This window comes from Pseudomonas sp. PB103, assembly GCF_009764635.1.
GTDB lineage: Bacteria > Pseudomonadota > Gammaproteobacteria > Pseudomonadales > Pseudomonadaceae > Aquipseudomonas.
Window position 1 is genome coordinate 1 of record NZ_RWIL01000144.1, and the last position, 16,229, is coordinate 16,229.

The 16,229-nt window shown below is 59.6% G+C and carries 10 protein-coding genes, 2 rRNA genes and 1 pseudogene; 6 read left to right on the forward strand and 7 right to left on the reverse strand.

The features are described 5' to 3' along the window. Both rrf (EJA70_RS25720) and rrf (EJA70_RS25725) read left to right on the forward strand, forming a co-directional pair. Positions 1–97 (forward strand): 5S ribosomal RNA (rrf, locus tag EJA70_RS25720); the annotation flags it as partial. 105 nt (positions 98–202) lie between these two features. Then, positions 203–318 (forward strand): 5S ribosomal RNA (rrf, locus tag EJA70_RS25725). Positions 319–389: 71 nt separating this feature from the next. Here the strand turns inward: rrf (EJA70_RS25725) and EJA70_RS25730 are convergent. From EJA70_RS25730 to EJA70_RS25745, 4 genes are all read right to left on the reverse strand, one after another. Next, entirely contained in the window at positions 390–1,568 is a 1,179-nt protein-coding gene (locus EJA70_RS25730; RefSeq protein ID WP_158834470.1) for a PepSY domain-containing protein, read from the reverse strand. A 77-nt stretch (positions 1,569–1,645) separates the two neighbouring features. Further along, positions 1,646–4,150, reverse strand: a complete 2,505-nt coding sequence (locus tag EJA70_RS25735) for a TonB-dependent siderophore receptor (RefSeq protein ID WP_158834471.1) — start codon at positions 4,148–4,150, stop codon at positions 1,646–1,648. An 88-nt stretch (positions 4,151–4,238) separates the two neighbouring features. After that, the gene (locus EJA70_RS25740) at positions 4,239–5,240 is read right to left on the reverse strand and encodes a FecR domain-containing protein (protein WP_158834472.1); all 1,002 of its coding nucleotides are present in this window, start codon (positions 5,238–5,240) and stop codon (positions 4,239–4,241) included. Beyond that, positions 5,240–5,740 carry a sigma-70 family RNA polymerase sigma factor gene (locus EJA70_RS25745; RefSeq protein WP_158834473.1) on the reverse strand — a complete coding sequence of 167 codons (501 nt, stop codon included), beginning with the start codon at positions 5,738–5,740 and terminating at the stop codon, positions 5,240–5,242. The genes EJA70_RS25740 and EJA70_RS25745 overlap by 1 nt, the downstream gene beginning before the upstream one ends. 312 nt (positions 5,741–6,052) lie before the next feature. On the opposite strand from EJA70_RS25745, the pseudogene EJA70_RS31455 reads away from it, so the two are divergent. Together EJA70_RS31455 and EJA70_RS31460 are read left to right on the forward strand one after the other, a co-directional pair. Further along, a pseudogene (locus EJA70_RS31455) lies at positions 6,053–7,078 on the forward strand (cache domain-containing protein); the annotation flags it as partial. A 69-nt stretch (positions 7,079–7,147) separates the two neighbouring features. Beyond that, a complete protein-coding gene (locus EJA70_RS31460) occupies positions 7,148–7,933 on the forward strand; it encodes a methyl-accepting chemotaxis protein (protein WP_371924622.1) in 786 nt (261 codons plus the stop codon). Between the two features lie 90 nt (positions 7,934–8,023). Here the strand turns inward: EJA70_RS31460 and EJA70_RS25755 are convergent, their stop codons facing one another. Next, positions 8,024–8,734, reverse strand: coding sequence for a GntR family transcriptional regulator (locus EJA70_RS25755; RefSeq protein ID WP_158834477.1), 711 nt, complete (start codon positions 8,732–8,734; stop codon positions 8,024–8,026). Between the two features lie 195 nt (positions 8,735–8,929). Between EJA70_RS25755 and lapG the strand changes: the two genes are divergently transcribed. Both lapG and lapD read left to right on the forward strand, forming a co-directional pair. Further along, positions 8,930–9,622 (forward strand): cysteine protease LapG, encoded by a 693-nt coding sequence (lapG, locus tag EJA70_RS25760; protein WP_008087033.1) that lies wholly within the window; start codon positions 8,930–8,932, stop codon positions 9,620–9,622. Positions 9,623–9,636: 14 nt separating this feature from the next. After that, positions 9,637–11,583, forward strand: coding sequence for a cyclic di-GMP receptor LapD (lapD, locus tag EJA70_RS25765; RefSeq protein WP_158834479.1), 1,947 nt, complete (start codon positions 9,637–9,639; stop codon positions 11,581–11,583). A 214-nt stretch (positions 11,584–11,797) separates the two neighbouring features. Here lapD and EJA70_RS25770 read toward each other — a convergent pair whose 3' ends face one another. Both EJA70_RS25770 and EJA70_RS25775 read right to left on the reverse strand, forming a co-directional pair. Further along, the gene (locus tag EJA70_RS25770) at positions 11,798–12,136 is read right to left on the reverse strand and encodes a tryptophan synthase subunit beta (RefSeq protein WP_158834481.1); all 339 of its coding nucleotides are present in this window, start codon (positions 12,134–12,136) and stop codon (positions 11,798–11,800) included. 148 nt (positions 12,137–12,284) lie between these two features. After that, positions 12,285–16,229 (reverse strand): immunoglobulin-like domain-containing protein (locus EJA70_RS25775; protein ID WP_158834483.1); only part of this gene is annotated, 3,945 nt, incomplete at its 5' end.

Here is a 16,229-nt window from a genome sequence, read left to right on the forward strand (position 1 = left end):
TGGAACCACCTGATCCCATCCCGAACTCAGCAGTGAAACGATGCATCGCCGATGGTAGTGTGGGGTTTCCCCATGTGAGAGTAGGTCATCGTCAAGATTAAATTCCGAAACCCCAATTGCGAAAGCAATTGGGGTTTTGTTTTAGTAGAAGTATCCGTTTTTGCTGGCCTGTTACCGTGTTGACGGGCCAGATACAGAATTTCTTGACGACCATAGAGCGTTGGAACCACCTGATCCCATCCCGAACTCAGTAGTGAAACGATGCATCGCCGATGGTAGTGTGGGGTTTCCCCATGTGAGAGTAGGTCATCGTCAAGATTCAATTCCGAAACCCCTGTCTGCGTAAGCAGACAGGGGTTTTGTCATTTCAGGTTCACTAAAACCCACGGTCAAATGGCTTTACGAGCCTTGCTGATGCGTCGAGCCTGCCACTTGCGCCACCAGATGTAGACGCCAGTCCCTGACAATCCCGCAATCAAAACGCCTAGCAGCGCGATCATTATTTGCCCGGTGATACCAATGATCCGTCCACCGTGTATCGGTAACTGCAACCGGTAAAACTGTTCCCCCAACGTTCCCTGCCCTGCAATCTCCTGCCCTAACAATCGCCCGTCCGTACCGTGAAAGAACAACCAGGATTTGCCATGTGCCTCTGTGTCGTGCTGTCCGAATCCTGCCCCGTAGAAGTTGTACTCAAAGCTGTAATACAACTCCCCGATCGCCGCTGTCAGCCCTAACCTTTCTCCCTCCTGTAATGCCCTCTCGTACGCCTGTTGATAACTCAGTTGGGTTACCCCAACCTCACTGGCAGGTATTCGCCCTCGGGCTTCATAGACGCTCGGTTCAATGGGTGAAAACAGCGACACCACAGGTTTGAACACTTGGCTAGGCAAGTTCATCGCCACACTGCTGACAGCGATCGGCAGCAACAAAAGCCATAACCACAATCCGCCAGCTCGATGCAGATCGAAGTTAAGCCGATAGGCGTGTCCGCCCTTGACCTTCCACGCCGTCGACCACTTCTTCCAGAACGGTTTGCCACGCGGCAAGGTCAGCCACAACGCCACAAAGCAATCGATCACCCAGGCGATTGCAACCAGGCCCATCAACAGCAATCCCCAGTTGCCTGGCAACGTCAGGTTGTAATGAAATTCCAGAATGAACGGGACAAAGTTCTCCCGCTGAAAACAGCACTCACCCCAATATCGCTGGCCCTTCTGTTCAGCCGTCACCGGATCGAGATAGAACACCTGATTGCGCTCATCGAATGGCTTGCCGGTCGCTGGGTCATTGCGCGGCACCGCCGCCAGCAGCGCCGTGTGGCCAGCCTCATGCGGATATTCCATGTACCAGACCTGCAACTTCGGATGCGCAGACTGCACCGCGTCGACCAACTCGCCCGGAGGCAATCGTGAACCCTGCGCAGACGCTGAGTAGAACTGTGGATTGAGCCACTCATCCAGCTCATGATTGAACGCCAGAATGCTTCCGGTAATCCCGGCCAACAACAAAAACACCGCCGTGGCCAAGCCGATATAGCGATGCAACAACACCAGAAATGCGCGCATTAAAATTTCCCCACTGAAACGACAAAGCCAGCCCCTGACATTTCAGGGGCTGGCTTTTTTATGCACAGGACAAAGGTTTAGAAATGATAGCTGACCGTCGCCGCGACGTTGCGCTCTTCGCCCATGTAGCAGAAGTTCAGGCTGGCACAGGAAGCCACGTAGGACTCGTTGGTCAGGTTGTTCGCATTCAGCCGTACATCGACGCCCTTCAGGCCAACCTTGCCCAGGTCATACCCGATCGATGCATCGAACAGCGTGTAAGACGGCACCTTCAAGGTGTTTTCCGCATCCGCCCAGCTATAGCCGACATAACGCACACCGCCGCCCAGACGCAGGCCATCCAGCGCCGCGCTGTCGAATTTATAGTCGGCCCACAGCGACGCCATGTGCCGCGGTGCCTGAGTCGGCGAGTTGCCTTTGTTCTCGATCACATCGGTCGGGGTACTCAGCGTGCTGACCATCGACTTCGAATATTCGATGTCGGTGAAGGTGTAGCTGCCGAGCACTTTCAGGTTGTCGGTCAGTTGCATGTGCGCTTCCAGTTCCAGGCCTTGGGAGCGGACAGCACCGACAGCGCGATAGAAGTTTTCCTGCGGCAGTTTGGTCGCCAGGTTTTCCTGATCGATGCGGAACACCGACGCGGTGAACAGGTTGTCGGTGCCCGGCGGCTGATACTTCAAGCCCAATTCCCACTGCGTGCCATCGGTAGGCGCCAATGGATTGCCGGCGCTGTCGGCATAGGAGTTCGGGTTGAACGATTCGGAATAGCTGATATAGGGCGCCAGACCGTTATCAAACAGATACAGGGCGCCAGCGCGGCCGGTCAATTTGGAGCGACGGTCATTGATTTCGGTGCCCAGCGGACGCCCTGCTTCGGCAATACGGTTTTCATCCGACGTCTCGACCCAGTCCTGGCGCAAACCCAGCGAGAAACGCCATTTGTCCATCTCGATCAGGTCTTGCAGGTAGACGCCGGTCTGCTCCAGGCGGCGCAGGTAACTGGTCTCGCCGTACATATCAATTGCCGAGTTGCCGTACACCGGGTTGAACGCGTTGATCGGCGCGAGGCCGCCGCTGGTCCAGTCGACCACGGTTTTACGCCGCTGATAATCCGCGCCCATCAGCACCGTGTGTTTGGTCGCGCCGGTGAAAAATTCCGCCTGCAGCATGTTGTCGACGATAAACGCATGCAGACGCTCATCACCGCCGGTGTAATAGCGGTTCAGTTCGTTACTGGTCGGCGTGGTCCAGCCATAGGCGTAGACCTGGTCCATGTTCACCTTGGAGTCGAGGTAGCGGAAATTCTGCCGTGCCGTGAAGACATCGTTGAAGCGATGCTCGAACTGATAACCGAACGACTGTTGATCACGTGAATAACCATCGATGCCCGGCTCGCCCTCGAAGAAGTGCGGCGAGATCCGGTTGCCATTGCGCTGATGGATCGTGCCGTCGGCGGGGACGCCGCCGTGATAACCGCCATCCGGGTCATGTTGCAGATACGCCTGCAGGGTCAGCGAGGTGTCTTCACTGAAGTCGATGCTGACGGTCGGCGCCAAGGCAAAGCGTTTTTCCTTGTTGTGGTCGAATTGCGTGTCGGACTGATCCGTTAACCCGGTCAGACGATAGGCAACGCGCTTGTCGTCATCGACCGGTCCGCTGAAGTCAAAACCGACCCCGCGCTGACCTTGCGTGCCGACCGTGGCTTGCACCTGATGGTAAGCCTCGTACAACGGTTTCTTGCTGGTCAGTGCGACGAGGCCGCCGGGCGAGCTGCGACCATACAGAACCGAGGAAGGCCCCTTGAGAATGTCCACGCGCTCAAGGAAATACGGGTCGACCTGCATGGTGCTGTAAGTGCCGCTGTCGCCCATCGACTTGAGGCCATCGAGGTAGATGTTGTCCACCGAGCCGTCGTTGAAACCGCGCATCGCCACATAGTCGTAGCGATGCGTGGCGCCGTAAGGATTGGTCAGCACGCCGGGGGTGTAGCGCATCGCCTGGGAGACCGTTTGCGAGCCCTGGTCGTCCATTTGCTCACGGGTGACCACGGACACACTTTGCGAAGTCTCCAGCAGCGCAGTACTGGTTTTGGTGGCGATCTGGCTGTGCGTGGCGTTGTAGCCGTCCATGCTGCCCAGCGCGTTGCCGAGGGCAAAGCCTTTGATATCGGTGGTCGGCAAGGCCAGCGCTGCGGATTCAGCGAGCGGGCGCAGGGTGTAGCTGCTGCCATCCTGGCTGACCGCTTCGAGGCCGGAACCACCGAGCAGATGACTTAGCGCCTGATCGGTCGAATACTCGCCCTGTACGCCGGGCGACTGCTGTCCCTGAGTTTGCTGCGGCGTCATCGACAAGGTGATGCCCGCCTGGCGCGCGAACTGATTCAGCGCCTCACCCAAAGGGCCGGCAGCGATGTTGTAACGATGGCTGACTTCACTGGCAGCGGTTTCGGCCGCCACACTCAGGTTAGGCAACACCGACACGCCCAGCGCGGTGGACAACAACGCAGCGCGAACCGCGTGGCGCAATACGGCCGATTCGGCAGTGAAATTCAGAGAGTTCTTACAGGTGGCGCGGACAGTCATTGTAGGTTTCCGTAGGAAGTCGCAAACGCTTGAATTGAAGTGCTTACTGACCAAGCCGGATTGACCGCGAAAACCCGCCAAAATATTTTCAGACCGCACGTTCCAGCGTCACCCACCAGCGTGTGCGATAGCGCAATTGCACCGGCAAGGTCTGCGGCAGAATCGCCAACAGCTTGTCGGTGTCCTCCAGTCGGAATACCCCGGAAAGACGCAGGTCCGCAGCATCCGCCGCGCAATTCAGAAAGCCCTGACGATAGCGCCCGACTTCACTGAGGAAGTCGCCCAGACGCATATTGCGGGTGACGATCAGGCCGTCGACCCATGCTCCGACATCCATATCCAGCGCCGGCGCTGGACGCACCTTATGGTGATCGATCAGATAGCTTTGTCCGGCCAGCGCTTCAATCGACGTACCGCCGGAATGAATGGCCACCCGGCCACTGGTGACACTGAGTTGCGTGCAATCGCTCTGCTGACGCAGGACGAACCGCGCGTCCTGTGGCGCATAAATACCGTGGCGACTTTGTACGCGCAGGGGGCGTTCAAAGGTCGCGCCTTCGTCAGCGCCGCCGCAGGTGACGACGATTTCGCCGCGGGTCAGTTTGATCAGACGCTGCTCTGCGGTGTAATCGAAATCCACTGCACTGGCAGTGCTGAGCTCGATTCGTGTGCCGTCCGGCAACTGAAAACCGCGCCGCTCGCCGGTTGCTGTGGCGTAATCGGCGCGCCACTGCTGCCAGGCAGCGGTGTCTTTCGCCAACCACGCGGCAGAGCCCATCAGTAAAGCGCCCGACAACAGCTTCAAGGCCTGACGACGGCCCAGCCCCTGCGCACTGTTTTCCAATGTGTTGAACGCCACATGCGCACCGGGTACCGCGCGCAGGTTGTTGCTTAATTCGGCGTGTAATGACTGCACCCGTTGCCAGGCCAGTTCATGTTCATGATGCTCGGCACGCCACTGCTCGCACTGGCGATTCAGCCGCGCGTTGCCATGGTTGTTGCGCAGGCGCAGCAGCCAGTGAATGGCTTGCTTGACCACCTTCTGTTGCGGTTCGGCGCGCCGGCCCAATGAGAGGTTATCCACAGCCATCAGCTTTCGTACCGCAGCACGTAGCAGTGATACAGCGCGTAGGCGACATAGCGCTCGACCGAACGCAACGATACGTTCATCTGCTCGGCAATCTGTTTGTGGCTCAAACCTTCGCACTGCGCCAGCAGAAACGCCTGACGCACTTTTGGTTTCAGTCCTTCAAGCATGCGCGCGATGCTTTCCAGCAGTTCGATCACCAGTGCCCGGGATTCGGCACTCGGCGTTTCGGCCTCGGGCAAGTGGGCGATGGTTTCCAGATACGCCCTTTCGATCTCTTCACGGCGCCAGTGGTCGATGACCAGACCGCGCGCAATCGTGCGCAGAAACGCGCGGGGTGCTTTCAGCTCCAGGCGTTCGGTGCGTTGCAGCAGACGCACGAACGTGTCCTGCGCCAGATCCGCCGCATCCGCAGCGTTGCCCAGCCGCGCACGCAGCCAGGCATTGAGCCAGCCGTGATGAGTACTGTAGAGCGCCTGTACTGCAAACTCAGGTGAGGACATGAACGCGACAGCCCGAACGTCACAAATGATAATTAGTCGCATTGTCAGCAAGGGTTGGCGAATTTGCAACTGCCACTCGAACATCGCTCGGAAAAAAATCATCAGCGGACGCTCTGGCACGCCGTTCGGCGGGAATTCGGCAGAAATGCCATCCATTTCCTACATAGCCCTAAGATTTCTCCCGCGCGTGCCGACAGACTGGTGAGACATGCGTGCACCAAAGTAGAGCGGCCAGAAGAACGCTGCCTGCGCTGTACATGGAATGTTGCATCCGGAACGCATCCCCACTTTTCGCATAAGAAGTCCCATGAAATGAATCTCAAGTTCAGCCATAAAATCCTGTTGGCCGCCTCGGGCGTCGTGGTCCTGGCGTTCGCGCTGTTCACCCTCTACAACGACTATCTGCAGCGAAACACCATTCGCCAGAACCTCCAATCCTCTGTGCAGCAGGCCGGCGATCTGACCGCCAGCAGCGTACAGAACTGGATGAGCGGGCGAATTCTGGTGCTGGAAAACCTCGCGCAGAACGTTGCCCATCAGGGCAAGGACGCCGATTTCCCGGGGCTGGTCGATCAACCGGCGTTTACCTCGAACTTCCAGTTCACCTACGTCGGCCAGGCCAACGGTGTCTTCACCCAGCGCCCGGACGCGAAGATGCCGGACGGCTACGATCCGCGTCAGCGCCCTTGGTACAAGCAAGCGGTCGTCGCCGACAAAACCATGCTGACGCCGCCTTACATGGCTGCCGTCGGTGGTCTGGTGGTGACGATTGCCATGCCGGTGAAAAAGAACGGCGAGCTGCTCGGTGTGGTTGGCGGTGACTTGAGCCTGGAAACCCTGGTGAAGATCATCAATTCCGTGGACTTCGGTGGTCTCGGCCATGCGTTCCTGGTCAGCGGTGACGGCCAGGTGATCGTCAGCCCGGACAAAGATCAGGTGATGAAGAACCTGAAAGACATCTACCCGAACTCCAGCGTACGCATCGAGAAGGGCAACCAGAACGTCGTGCTCAACGGTCAGGAACGTATTCTCTCGTTCACCCCGGTCACTGATTTGCCGAATGCCGAGTGGTACATCGGTCTGTCGATCGATCGCGACAAGGCCTACGCCGCACTCAGCCAATTCCGTACCTCGGCGCTGATCGCGATGTTCGTGGCCGTGGCCGCGATCGCATTGCTGCTGAGCCTGTTGATCAATGTGCTGATGCGTCCGCTGACCACCATGGGCCGTGCGATGCAGGACATCGCTCAGGGCGAGGGCGATCTGACCCGCCGTCTGGTGGTTGAGAGCAAGGATGAGTTTGGTGAGCTGGGCAGCGCGTTCAACCAGTTTGTTGAGCGAATTCACGCCTCGATTTCCGAAGTGTCCTCGGCCACTCGCCACGTACATGACTTGTCGCAGCGGGTAATGGCCTCGTCCAACGCTTCGATCGTCGGCTCCGACGAACAAAGTGCGCGCACCAACAGCGTCGCTGCGGCGATCAACGAGTTGGGCGCTGCCACGCAGGAGATCGCCCGTAACGCCGCCGATGCTTCGCAGCACGCCAGCGGCGCCAGCGAGCAGGCGGACGACGGTCGTCAGGTGGTGGAACAAACCATCCAGGCGATGACCGAGCTGTCGCAGAAAATCAGCCTGTCGTGCACGCAGATCGAAACCCTGAACGCCAGCACCGACAACATTGGCCACATCCTCGATGTGATCAAAGGTATCTCGCAACAGACCAACCTGCTGGCGCTCAACGCGGCGATCGAAGCGGCGCGTGCCGGTGAAGCCGGGCGTGGTTTTGCCGTGGTCGCGGACGAGGTGCGCAACCTCGCCCACCGTACTCAGGAATCGGCGGAAGAGATCCACAAGATGATCACTTCCCTGCAAGTCGGTTCGCGTGAAGCGGTGAGCACCATGAACGCCAGTCAGGCGTCGAGCGAGCAGAGCGTGGAAGTGGCCAATCAGGCCGGTCTGCGTCTGGTCAGCGTGACTCAGCGCATTGGCGAAATCGACGGCATGAACCAGTCGGTAGCCGCCGCGACGGAAGAGCAGACCGCCGTGGTCGAGACCCTCAACGTCGACGTCAACCAGATCAACCTGTTGAACCAGCAGAGCGTCGCCAACCTCAACGAGACGTTGAAGGATTGTGATGCGTTGTCGCAACAGGCCAATCGCCTGAAGCAATTGGTTGATAGCTTCAAGATCTGAGTGAAGGTCGGTTAGATCGCGTTATCGTTCATCGCGAGCAGGCTCACTCCTACACATTAATCGGGTTTCCGGTAGGAGTGGGTCGCGATCTTAGTCTGCGGCTTTGCGGGGTTGTCCGGCAGGGCTGGCCAGGAAGCGCGTGATCACTTCGACACCACGGTTGAGGTGTTGCACCAGCAACGTCACCGAACCCTCGACATCCCCATCACTCGCCGCTTGCAGCAAGGCGCGGTGGTCATCCTGAGAAATCTTGCCCAGGCCCATGGCTTCGAGATTGAAGCGCAGGAACCGCTCCTCTTCATTAAGGCCGTCTTCGACCAGGCGCAACAGGCGCTTGTTCGGTGCCTTGCTGTACAGGGCCATGTGGAACAAGCGATTGAGCCGACCGATTTCGCTGTAGTCCTGCTGGTTTTCCAGTTCATTGATCAGGTCGGCGGCGCGTTCGAGATCAGCCGCCACCAGCAGCGGAATCGACTGACGCAACGCTGCGGATTCCAGCAGGATCCGCAGCTCATAGGTTTGCGCGGCATCGCCTTGAATCAGCGCGGCTACCACCGCGCCTTTGTGCGCAGTGACATTCAGCAGCGCTTGCGCTTCGAGCGGGCGCAAGGCCTCGCGCACCGGCATGCGGCTGACACCGAACAGGTCGGCCAGATCTTGTTGGCGCAGGGCCGTGCCGCACGGCAGGCGACCGTCGAGGATCGCAGCACGCAAGGTTTCTTCAATGATCGAGCGGGCCAAATGCGCGGGAATAGGCCCGTCGACTTTGATGCTGTGCAGCGGTTTGGGCTTCTGTGGCACGACTACGCCCCTTGGCTTTCGACTGAATTGGATCCAAATGACACTAGTGATTGCTCTACAGGTTGTCAAACCGTGTAGAGGAATACCGTATTCCACAAGTTTAGCGCGGCGTCGATGATCTCAGGGTGCCATTGTTTTTTACCCGGCTAAGCTTCACCATCAAACGCTTTCCTTCCTGCCCCCCGGAAATCTGCTGTGGCGGTACGTTTCGCGATCCCCCGGACTCTGCGCTGGCTAGGCTGCGCACTGCTGCTGGCCGGCGTCATGCTGGGCGGTCTGCATGCCGATTGGGATTTTTCCGCGATCAGCCGCAAGGCTACGGCGCTGTACGGCCCGCTGGGTGCCGGGCAGCAGCGCATCGATGCCTGGCAGAATCTGCTGGCGACGCAGAAGCAAGTCAGCGAAATGGACAAGCTGAAAGTGGTGAACCTGTTTTTCAACAAACAGATGCGCTACGTCGAAGACATCGACCTGTGGCACGAAGTCGACTATTGGGAAACCCCGATCGAGGCACTCTGGAAAGGCGCCGGCGATTGCGAAGACTATGCGATCGCCAAGTATTTCAGCCTGCGCCACCTCGGGGTGTCCAGTGACAAGCTGCGCATCACCTACGTCAAGGCCCTGCGCCAGAACCGCGCGCACATGGTGCTGACTTACTATGCAACACCGGATGCCATGCCGCTGGTGCTCGACAGCTTGATCGACCCGATCCAGCCGGCGTCGCAGCGAACCGATTTGCTGCCGGTCTACTCTTTCAATGCTGAGGGTCTGTATCTGCCCGGCGCCAAGGGCAACAAGAAAGTCGGTGACACCAAACGTCTGTCACGCTGGCAGGATGTGTTGAAGAAAATGCAGGCCGAAGGTTTTCCGGTCGAAACGATTAACTAGGAGCACGCGCTCAGATGTCTTTGTTCAAACAGCTGTTGATCGCTATCTGTCTGTTCCTGGTGGTCGCCTTCACCGGCAGCTTCATGGTCAGCCTGGAGAGCTCGCGCACTCAGTACGTCAACCAGTTGCGCTCCCACGCGCAGGATGCCGCAACGGCGCTGGCGTTATCGCTGACACCGAATATCGACGACCCGGCGATGGTTGAATTGCTGGTCAGTTCGATTTTCGACAGCGGTTATTACGCGAGCATCCGCGTGGTTGATCTGAAGACCGACCAAACCATTGTCGAGCGCAACGGCATTCCCGCGGTTACCAACGTGCCGGACTGGTTCGTCAAACTGATTGGCCTGGAACCGGCTGGCGGCGATGCGCTGGTCAACCGTGGCTGGGAACAGGCGGCGCGGGTCGAGGTGGTCAGTCACCCGATGTTTGCCGTGGCCAAGTTGTGGCAGAGCGCGTTGGGCAGCCTCGGCTGGCTGCTGATCTGCGGTGCGGTGAGTGCGCTGCTCGGCGCGCTGCTGTTGCGCCGGCAATTGAAGCCGCTGGATTACATGGTCAAGCAATCCCACGCCATCGCCCGTCGCGAATTTCTCAGCTTGCCTGAATTGCCGCGCACGCCGGAATTGCGTCGCGTCGTGCAGGCGATGAACCAGATGGTCGAGAAGCTCAAGGCGCTGTTTCAGGAACAGGCTGAACGCAGTGAAAAACTGCGCGCCGAGTCTTACCAGGACAACCTCACCGGGCTGGCCAACCGGCGTTATTTCGAGATGCAACTGAACAATCGGGTGAGCAATCCGGAGCAGGCTAGCTCCGGTTATCTGCTGCTGTTGAGGGTCAAGGATCTGGCCGGGCTCAACCAGCGTCTGGGCGGTCAGCGCACCGATGAATTGTTGAAGGCCGTCGGCGAGCAACTGTCGCGCGAGTGCGCCAAATACCCGGAAACCCAGAACCTCGTCACGCGTATTCGCGGTGGTGAATTCGCCGTGCTGGCGCCTGGGCTGGTGCGTGAAGAAGCGCTGCAACTGGCGCAGAACCTCGACAGTGCGCTGAGCAGCTTGCACGCCACGGGGGCGACGGACGTGGCGGCGGTGGCCTCGATCGGTCTGGCACCGTTTGCTCACGGTGATTCGCCGCAGTCGGTGCTCAGTCTCGGTGATCAGGCGCTGGCGCAGGCTGAAGGGCAGGGTGAACAGAACTGGGCCTGCATCGATCAGAGCCTGACCGCAGACGTTGGCGACGATCACCACGCCTGGCATCGTTTGCTCGATCAGGCCTTGAGTCAGCAACGTTTCGAGCTGTATTTCCAACCGGTGGTCGCCACGCAGGACACGCAACTGGTGCTGCATTACAAAGTGCTTTCGCGCTTGCTCGACGAACAGGGCCAGACCATCCCGGCCGGACGTTTCCTGCCGTGGCTGGAGCGCTTCGGCTGGACCGCGCGGCTGGATCGCCTGATGCTTGAACGGGTGTTGGAACAAATGAAAGGCCATGAAGATTCGCTGGCGCTGAACCTGTCTTCGGCGACCCTGGCCGATCCGCAGGCGCTGAACAAAGTCTTCGAAATCCTCCGGGCGCATTCCAACCTCGGCGCGCGGCTGACCCTTGAGATTGGCGAAGAGCAATTGCCCGAGCAAGCGGTGCTGGAGCAGTTGACCCGGCGCCTGCGCGAACTCGGTTTCTCCCTCAGTCTGCAACGTTTTGGTGGCCGTTTCAGCATGATCGGCAACCTCGCGCGGCTGGGTCTGGCGTACTTGAAGATCGATGGCAGCTACATCCGGGCGATCGATCAGGAGAGTGACAAGCGCCTGTTTATCGAAGCGATTCAGCGCGCGGCGCACAGCATTGATTTGCCGCTGATTGCCGAACGGGTCGAGACGGAAGGGGAGTTGTCGGTGATTCGCGAGATGGGCTTGTACGGGGTTCAGGGGCAGTTGTTGGGTGAACCGAAGCCTTGGCGGTGAGTCATTGTAAAAGCAGCCCTCACCCTAACCCTCTCCCGGGGGGAGAGGGGACTGATCGTGGGATATTGATGTAATACGCCGACGTGAACGATTTGCGCTGAATCCTTAATCGACTCGATATCTCAGGTCGATGTATAACTCCAGACACCTCGGTCGGCCCCCTCTCCCTCGGGGAGAGGGCTGGGGTGAGGGCAGGCTTTTGATTCTGAATGGATCAGATCAACCCGGTTTCGTCATCATCGATCAACTGGCTCAGCCCACCCAGTGCCTCACGCGCCTGGGTCCGGTCCATCAGTTTGGCCTGCGCCGCCGGCGGCAGGTCGGTGACGCGGATCACGCCTTTCTGGGTCAGCACCTGAATCAGGTCGTCGAGTACCCGAATCATTTCAAAGTCGCTCTGCTTGAGCTGTTTGAGGCTGGTTTCCACGACCTCGTTGGCGAACCAGGCCTGGATTTCATGGCTGTCGGCCGGCAGCGTTTCCGTGGCTTCGGCGTAGGCCGCGGCTTCCACGCGAATCAACAGACCTTGCGCATCGCGTTGCACGTAAAACATTGAGCATCCCTCAGAAATGAACCAGCGTCATGCTGTCAGCAGCATAGCCAACTGCGCGCAAGTATGCGGTGCGCCGATGCAATCGTCACCGTGGCGGTGACTGCAAACGTGACGGCCGCCCGAGAAGGGCGGCCGTTGTGTTCACGCATCAGCTGTTGTTGTGGTCGACCTTGATGGTCGGGTCGCTGCCGGCAATCAGGTTATGAATGTTGGCGCTCGACCAGTTGTTGCCTTCCAGTTTGATCGTCACGTCCGGGGTTGCCGCCGCAGCGTCGCCGGAGTTGAACTTGCCCGCCGAGCTGACTTGCAGCGACGACGTGCCGTCGACCGTGGTGATCTTCAGGAAGTTGTCGATGGTGCTGCCGGTTTCGCCCTGCAGCAAATCGCGCAGGTCGATGCGGTCACCTTCGCTGGCCTTGAAGTCCTTGATCACGTCGTTGCCGGTGTCGCCTGCCTTCCAGACGAAGGTGTCGGCACCCGAACCACCAATCAGGATGTCGTTGCCCTGACCGCCGATCAGCGTGTCGTTGCCGGTGCCGCCGAGCAGGATGTCATTGCCTTTGCCGCCATCGAGCAGGTCGTTGCCGCCCGAGCCGAAGAGGATGTCATTGCCCGCACCACCCAGCAGCGTGTCATTGCCGTCATGCGCGCCGGACACATCGAACGCCTGATAGTGCTCGGTGATGTACTGATGCACGTTGCTGGTAGTGACTTTGCTGACGTCGACCCCGGTTTCCTTGGCCACGAACGCCTGCATGGCCTGATAACCCTCGCCGGCGATGCCGTTGAAGCTCACCAGATCGCCGAACAGGATGTCGTTACCGTCGCCACCGCTGACGGTGTCATTGCCCGGCAGCGTCGCTTCGGTGTGGCCGATGATCGAGTTGGCCAGATCCTTCGGATCGATGTTGGTCTGTGGCGTTTTATCCGAATCGTACGGCTTCAGATCGTTGAGGCTGACGCCGTTGTTGAGGCCGATGGCCTCGACGTTCGACAGACCGCTGAGCAAGGCAAAACTGCTGGTCGAGTTGTCAGTGGTGGTCGTGCTGGTGCTGCTGCCGCTGCCCGCCAGACTCGACAACTCGTAAGTGCCGTCGCCCTGCGCGTGGACGGTACCCAGATTGGTAGTGCTCCAGCCGTAGCGGTTGGTGTAGGTCTGCAACTGGGCGAAACCGTTGGCGTTGATGCTCAGGTAATGCGTGTTGTCGATGTAGGTGCTGAAGGTGTCGCCCAGCTTGTAGTTGCTGGTCGTCACCACGCTGTCGAACTTCACGCTGCCGTACAGCGTCGGGTTGGTCTGCTCGCCGCTCTGGTAGTAGGTCGGCTGGCCATCGGTGATGAAGTACGTGAGGTTCTTCGCCCCGGTGTTGGCCACCGCTTCTGTGCTCTGGAACCAGTTGGCCGTGGTCTTGAACACGTCCTCGTAGTTGGTGCCGCCGCCGGAACTCATCGAATCCAGAACTGCTTTGAGCAGGGTCAGTGCATTCGGGTCGTTGAGGTTCACCGACACCGACTTGTTGACTTGGGTATCGAAGTCCACCAGGAAGATATTCACCGTGCCCGAGTTGCTGCCGCCCAGGCTCTGCTTGAGGGTGTTGAACACCGCGGTCAGCGAGTCCTTCGCCGCGTTGATCGACGAGCTGCTCATACTGCCGGAACTGTCGACCATGAACGCGATGTTGTAGTTGGTGCCCGGCACCACGGTCAGACCACCGATGTCGGCGACGATGATGTCGTTGCCATCGGTACCGGTGACGGTGTCGTCGGCCGAGGTGGCGACAATGGCGTTGTAGACCGCCGGCACCACGGTGACCGGAATGGTCGCCGTGCTGCTCGCCGAGCCGCCAACCTGTTCGGTGGAGGTCGAGGTCACGGTCAGGTTGAACTGGCCGTTGTAGTACGGCGGTGGCGTCACGGTGAGGCTGCCGAGGTTCCAGCCGGTGACGTTGGCGTCGCCGCTGCTGGCAGTGACGGTGAAGGTATGCCCTGCGCCATCGCTGAGTACCGAGCCGACCGGTGCACCGCTGATCTTCACGCTCAGGGTTTCCGAACCGTCGGTATCGGTCAGCGCGGTGCTGACGGCCGACAGTTTCACGGTGGTGCCTTCGGCGCCGGTGTTGAGCTTGTAGCCGTCGTAATAGCCTTCGCCGTTGGTGCCGTGCAGATCAGAAACGGTCACGCCCGAGTTCACCAGATCCTGCACGCCGGTGTAGATCGGCACGCCGGCGCTGCTCAGGTCGATCGGCGTGCTGCCGTTGACCGACAGGTTGACGTCGTAGCTGCCCGGGCCGCTCTGGTTGTGGTGGTAGATGTCCAGGGTGTAATAGCCGCTGGTGGTCGGGGTGAACGAACCGTTGAGGTTGCCGCCCGCGCCCCACGTGGTCGATGCCACGCTCTTGCCGCCAATGGTCACCAGCAGGCTGTCATCGCCGATGCCGCTGAAGGTGTAAGTCTTGCCGGCTTCCAGATAAATCAGCCCCGAGGTTTTCGACGCGGTACCGGCGGTCACGCTGCCGTCGGACTGCACGTTGTTGACGTTGGTGCTGGTGTTTGGAGTGCCGGCACCGTCGATGACGTTTTTCAACGTGGTCGAATCCGCGCCGTTGCCGTTAGTGCCAAGGCCCGACAGACCGGTCCAGACTTCCTTGATCAGCCCGGTGGACTTCACGCTGTTGTCGGCCACGCTCACGGTCGGGGCATCCGCCACTGGCGTGATGTCGATTTTCACGGTGCCAGTGTTGCCCAGCAGTTGGCCGTCGGTTGGCTGGAACTTGAGCTGCGCGTAGTCAGCCTGGTTGTTGCCCAGACCTGTGCCGCCGTAACCGTTGACGCCCGACTCGTTGGCATCCGGCATGAAGCGCAGCTTGCCAGCGTCGATGTCCGCTTTGCTGAAAGTCTGGTTGTTGGCGACGTCTTTCCAGGTCGAGCCGTCCAGGTACTGCAGTTTGCCTTCGCCCGGCAGCTGGGTGATTTTGATCCCGAGGCTGCTGGCCGGGCTGTCGACGTCAGTCACACCGAAGGTCGACCAGCCGAGGATCAGCGGCGTGTCTTCCGTGCCGGTGACGTTGACTGGTGCTGCAACTGGCGCATCGTTGACTGCCACGACGTTGACCGTAGTGGTCGCCACGTTGGAGTAGTTGCCACCATCGGTCACGGTCACCGTGATGATGCGCGGCACGGTGCTCGGGTCTTCACTGCTGTTGGTGAAGCTGATGTTCTTGATCGCCTGCATGTAGTCGGCCAGCGTCGCGTTGCCCGACAAGGTCAGGGTCACGGTGCCGTTGGTGCTGTTGGCATTGATGGTGATGCCGTTGACGCTATTGCCGAGGTTCAGCGCATCGCCGTCCTGACGGTTGGTCAGTACCACGGTCGCGCCAGTCAGCATAGTGCTGTCCGGGTCGGTGATCTTGATATCGGTGTCGGCAATCGACACGCCCGCGCCCGGGGTGTTCTCGGTGAACGTCACCTTGTAGTCGGCACCGGTGGCGCCACTGGAATTGTTGGCGTCCAGGTCGATGACTGGCGGCGCATCGTTGTCGATGATTGAGGTGCTGACGCTGCCGTTGGTGGCGCTGACCGCGAGGTTCTCGAAGTTGCCGCCGGTGGCTGAATCAATTTTGACCACGAAGTTCTCGGTGCCTTCGGTGATCTTGTCATCGATGGTGGCGACGTTGAACTGCGCGCTGCTCGCACCTGCCGGGATCTTCACGGTGTACACGCCGGTGAAGTCCGAACCGTCGGCGGCGGTACCGCTGTAGACGATTTTCAGGGTCACTTCGGTTTGCGCCGGGTGGTTCAGGCTGACGGTGTAGCTGGCAGTCTGGCCTTCGGTCACCGAGGTGCTGCCGGTGATGCTGACGGTGGTGGTGTCGATGGTGTCGGTGACGTTGGTCACGGCTGGCGTGGTGTTGGTCACCAGGTTTTCGAAGTTGCCGCCCGTTGCATTGCTGATCGTGGCTTGAACGGTGCCGGCGTCTTTGTAGACGTCGTCAGCCGGGGCCGCAACAGTCACGGTGCCAGTGGTTTTGCCGGCGTCGATGGTAATGACGGCGCCGTTGCTCAGGGTCACGGTGACTGGCGAGCCAGCGGCGTT

Coding starts and splice junctions, on each gene's coding strand:
- EJA70_RS25735 (WP_158834471.1), bottom strand. CDS start 4,150: ATGACTGTCCGCGCCACCTGTAAGAACTCTCTGAATTTCACTGCCGAA.
- EJA70_RS25740 (WP_158834472.1), bottom strand. CDS start 5,240: ATGGCTGTGGATAACCTCTCATTGGGCCGGCGCGCCGAACCGCAACAG.
- EJA70_RS31460 (WP_371924622.1), top strand. CDS start 7,148: ATGGCCTCGTCCAACGCTTCGATCGTCGGCTCCGACGAACAAAGTGCG.
- EJA70_RS25730 (WP_158834470.1), bottom strand. CDS start 1,568: ATGCGCGCATTTCTGGTGTTGTTGCATCGCTATATCGGCTTGGCCACG.
- EJA70_RS25745 (WP_158834473.1), bottom strand. CDS start 5,740: ATGTCCTCACCTGAGTTTGCAGTACAGGCGCTCTACAGTACTCATCAC.
- EJA70_RS25770 (WP_158834481.1), bottom strand. CDS start 12,136: ATGTTTTACGTGCAACGCGATGCGCAAGGTCTGTTGATTCGCGTGGAA.
- lapD (WP_158834479.1), top strand. CDS start 9,637: ATGTCTTTGTTCAAACAGCTGTTGATCGCTATCTGTCTGTTCCTGGTG.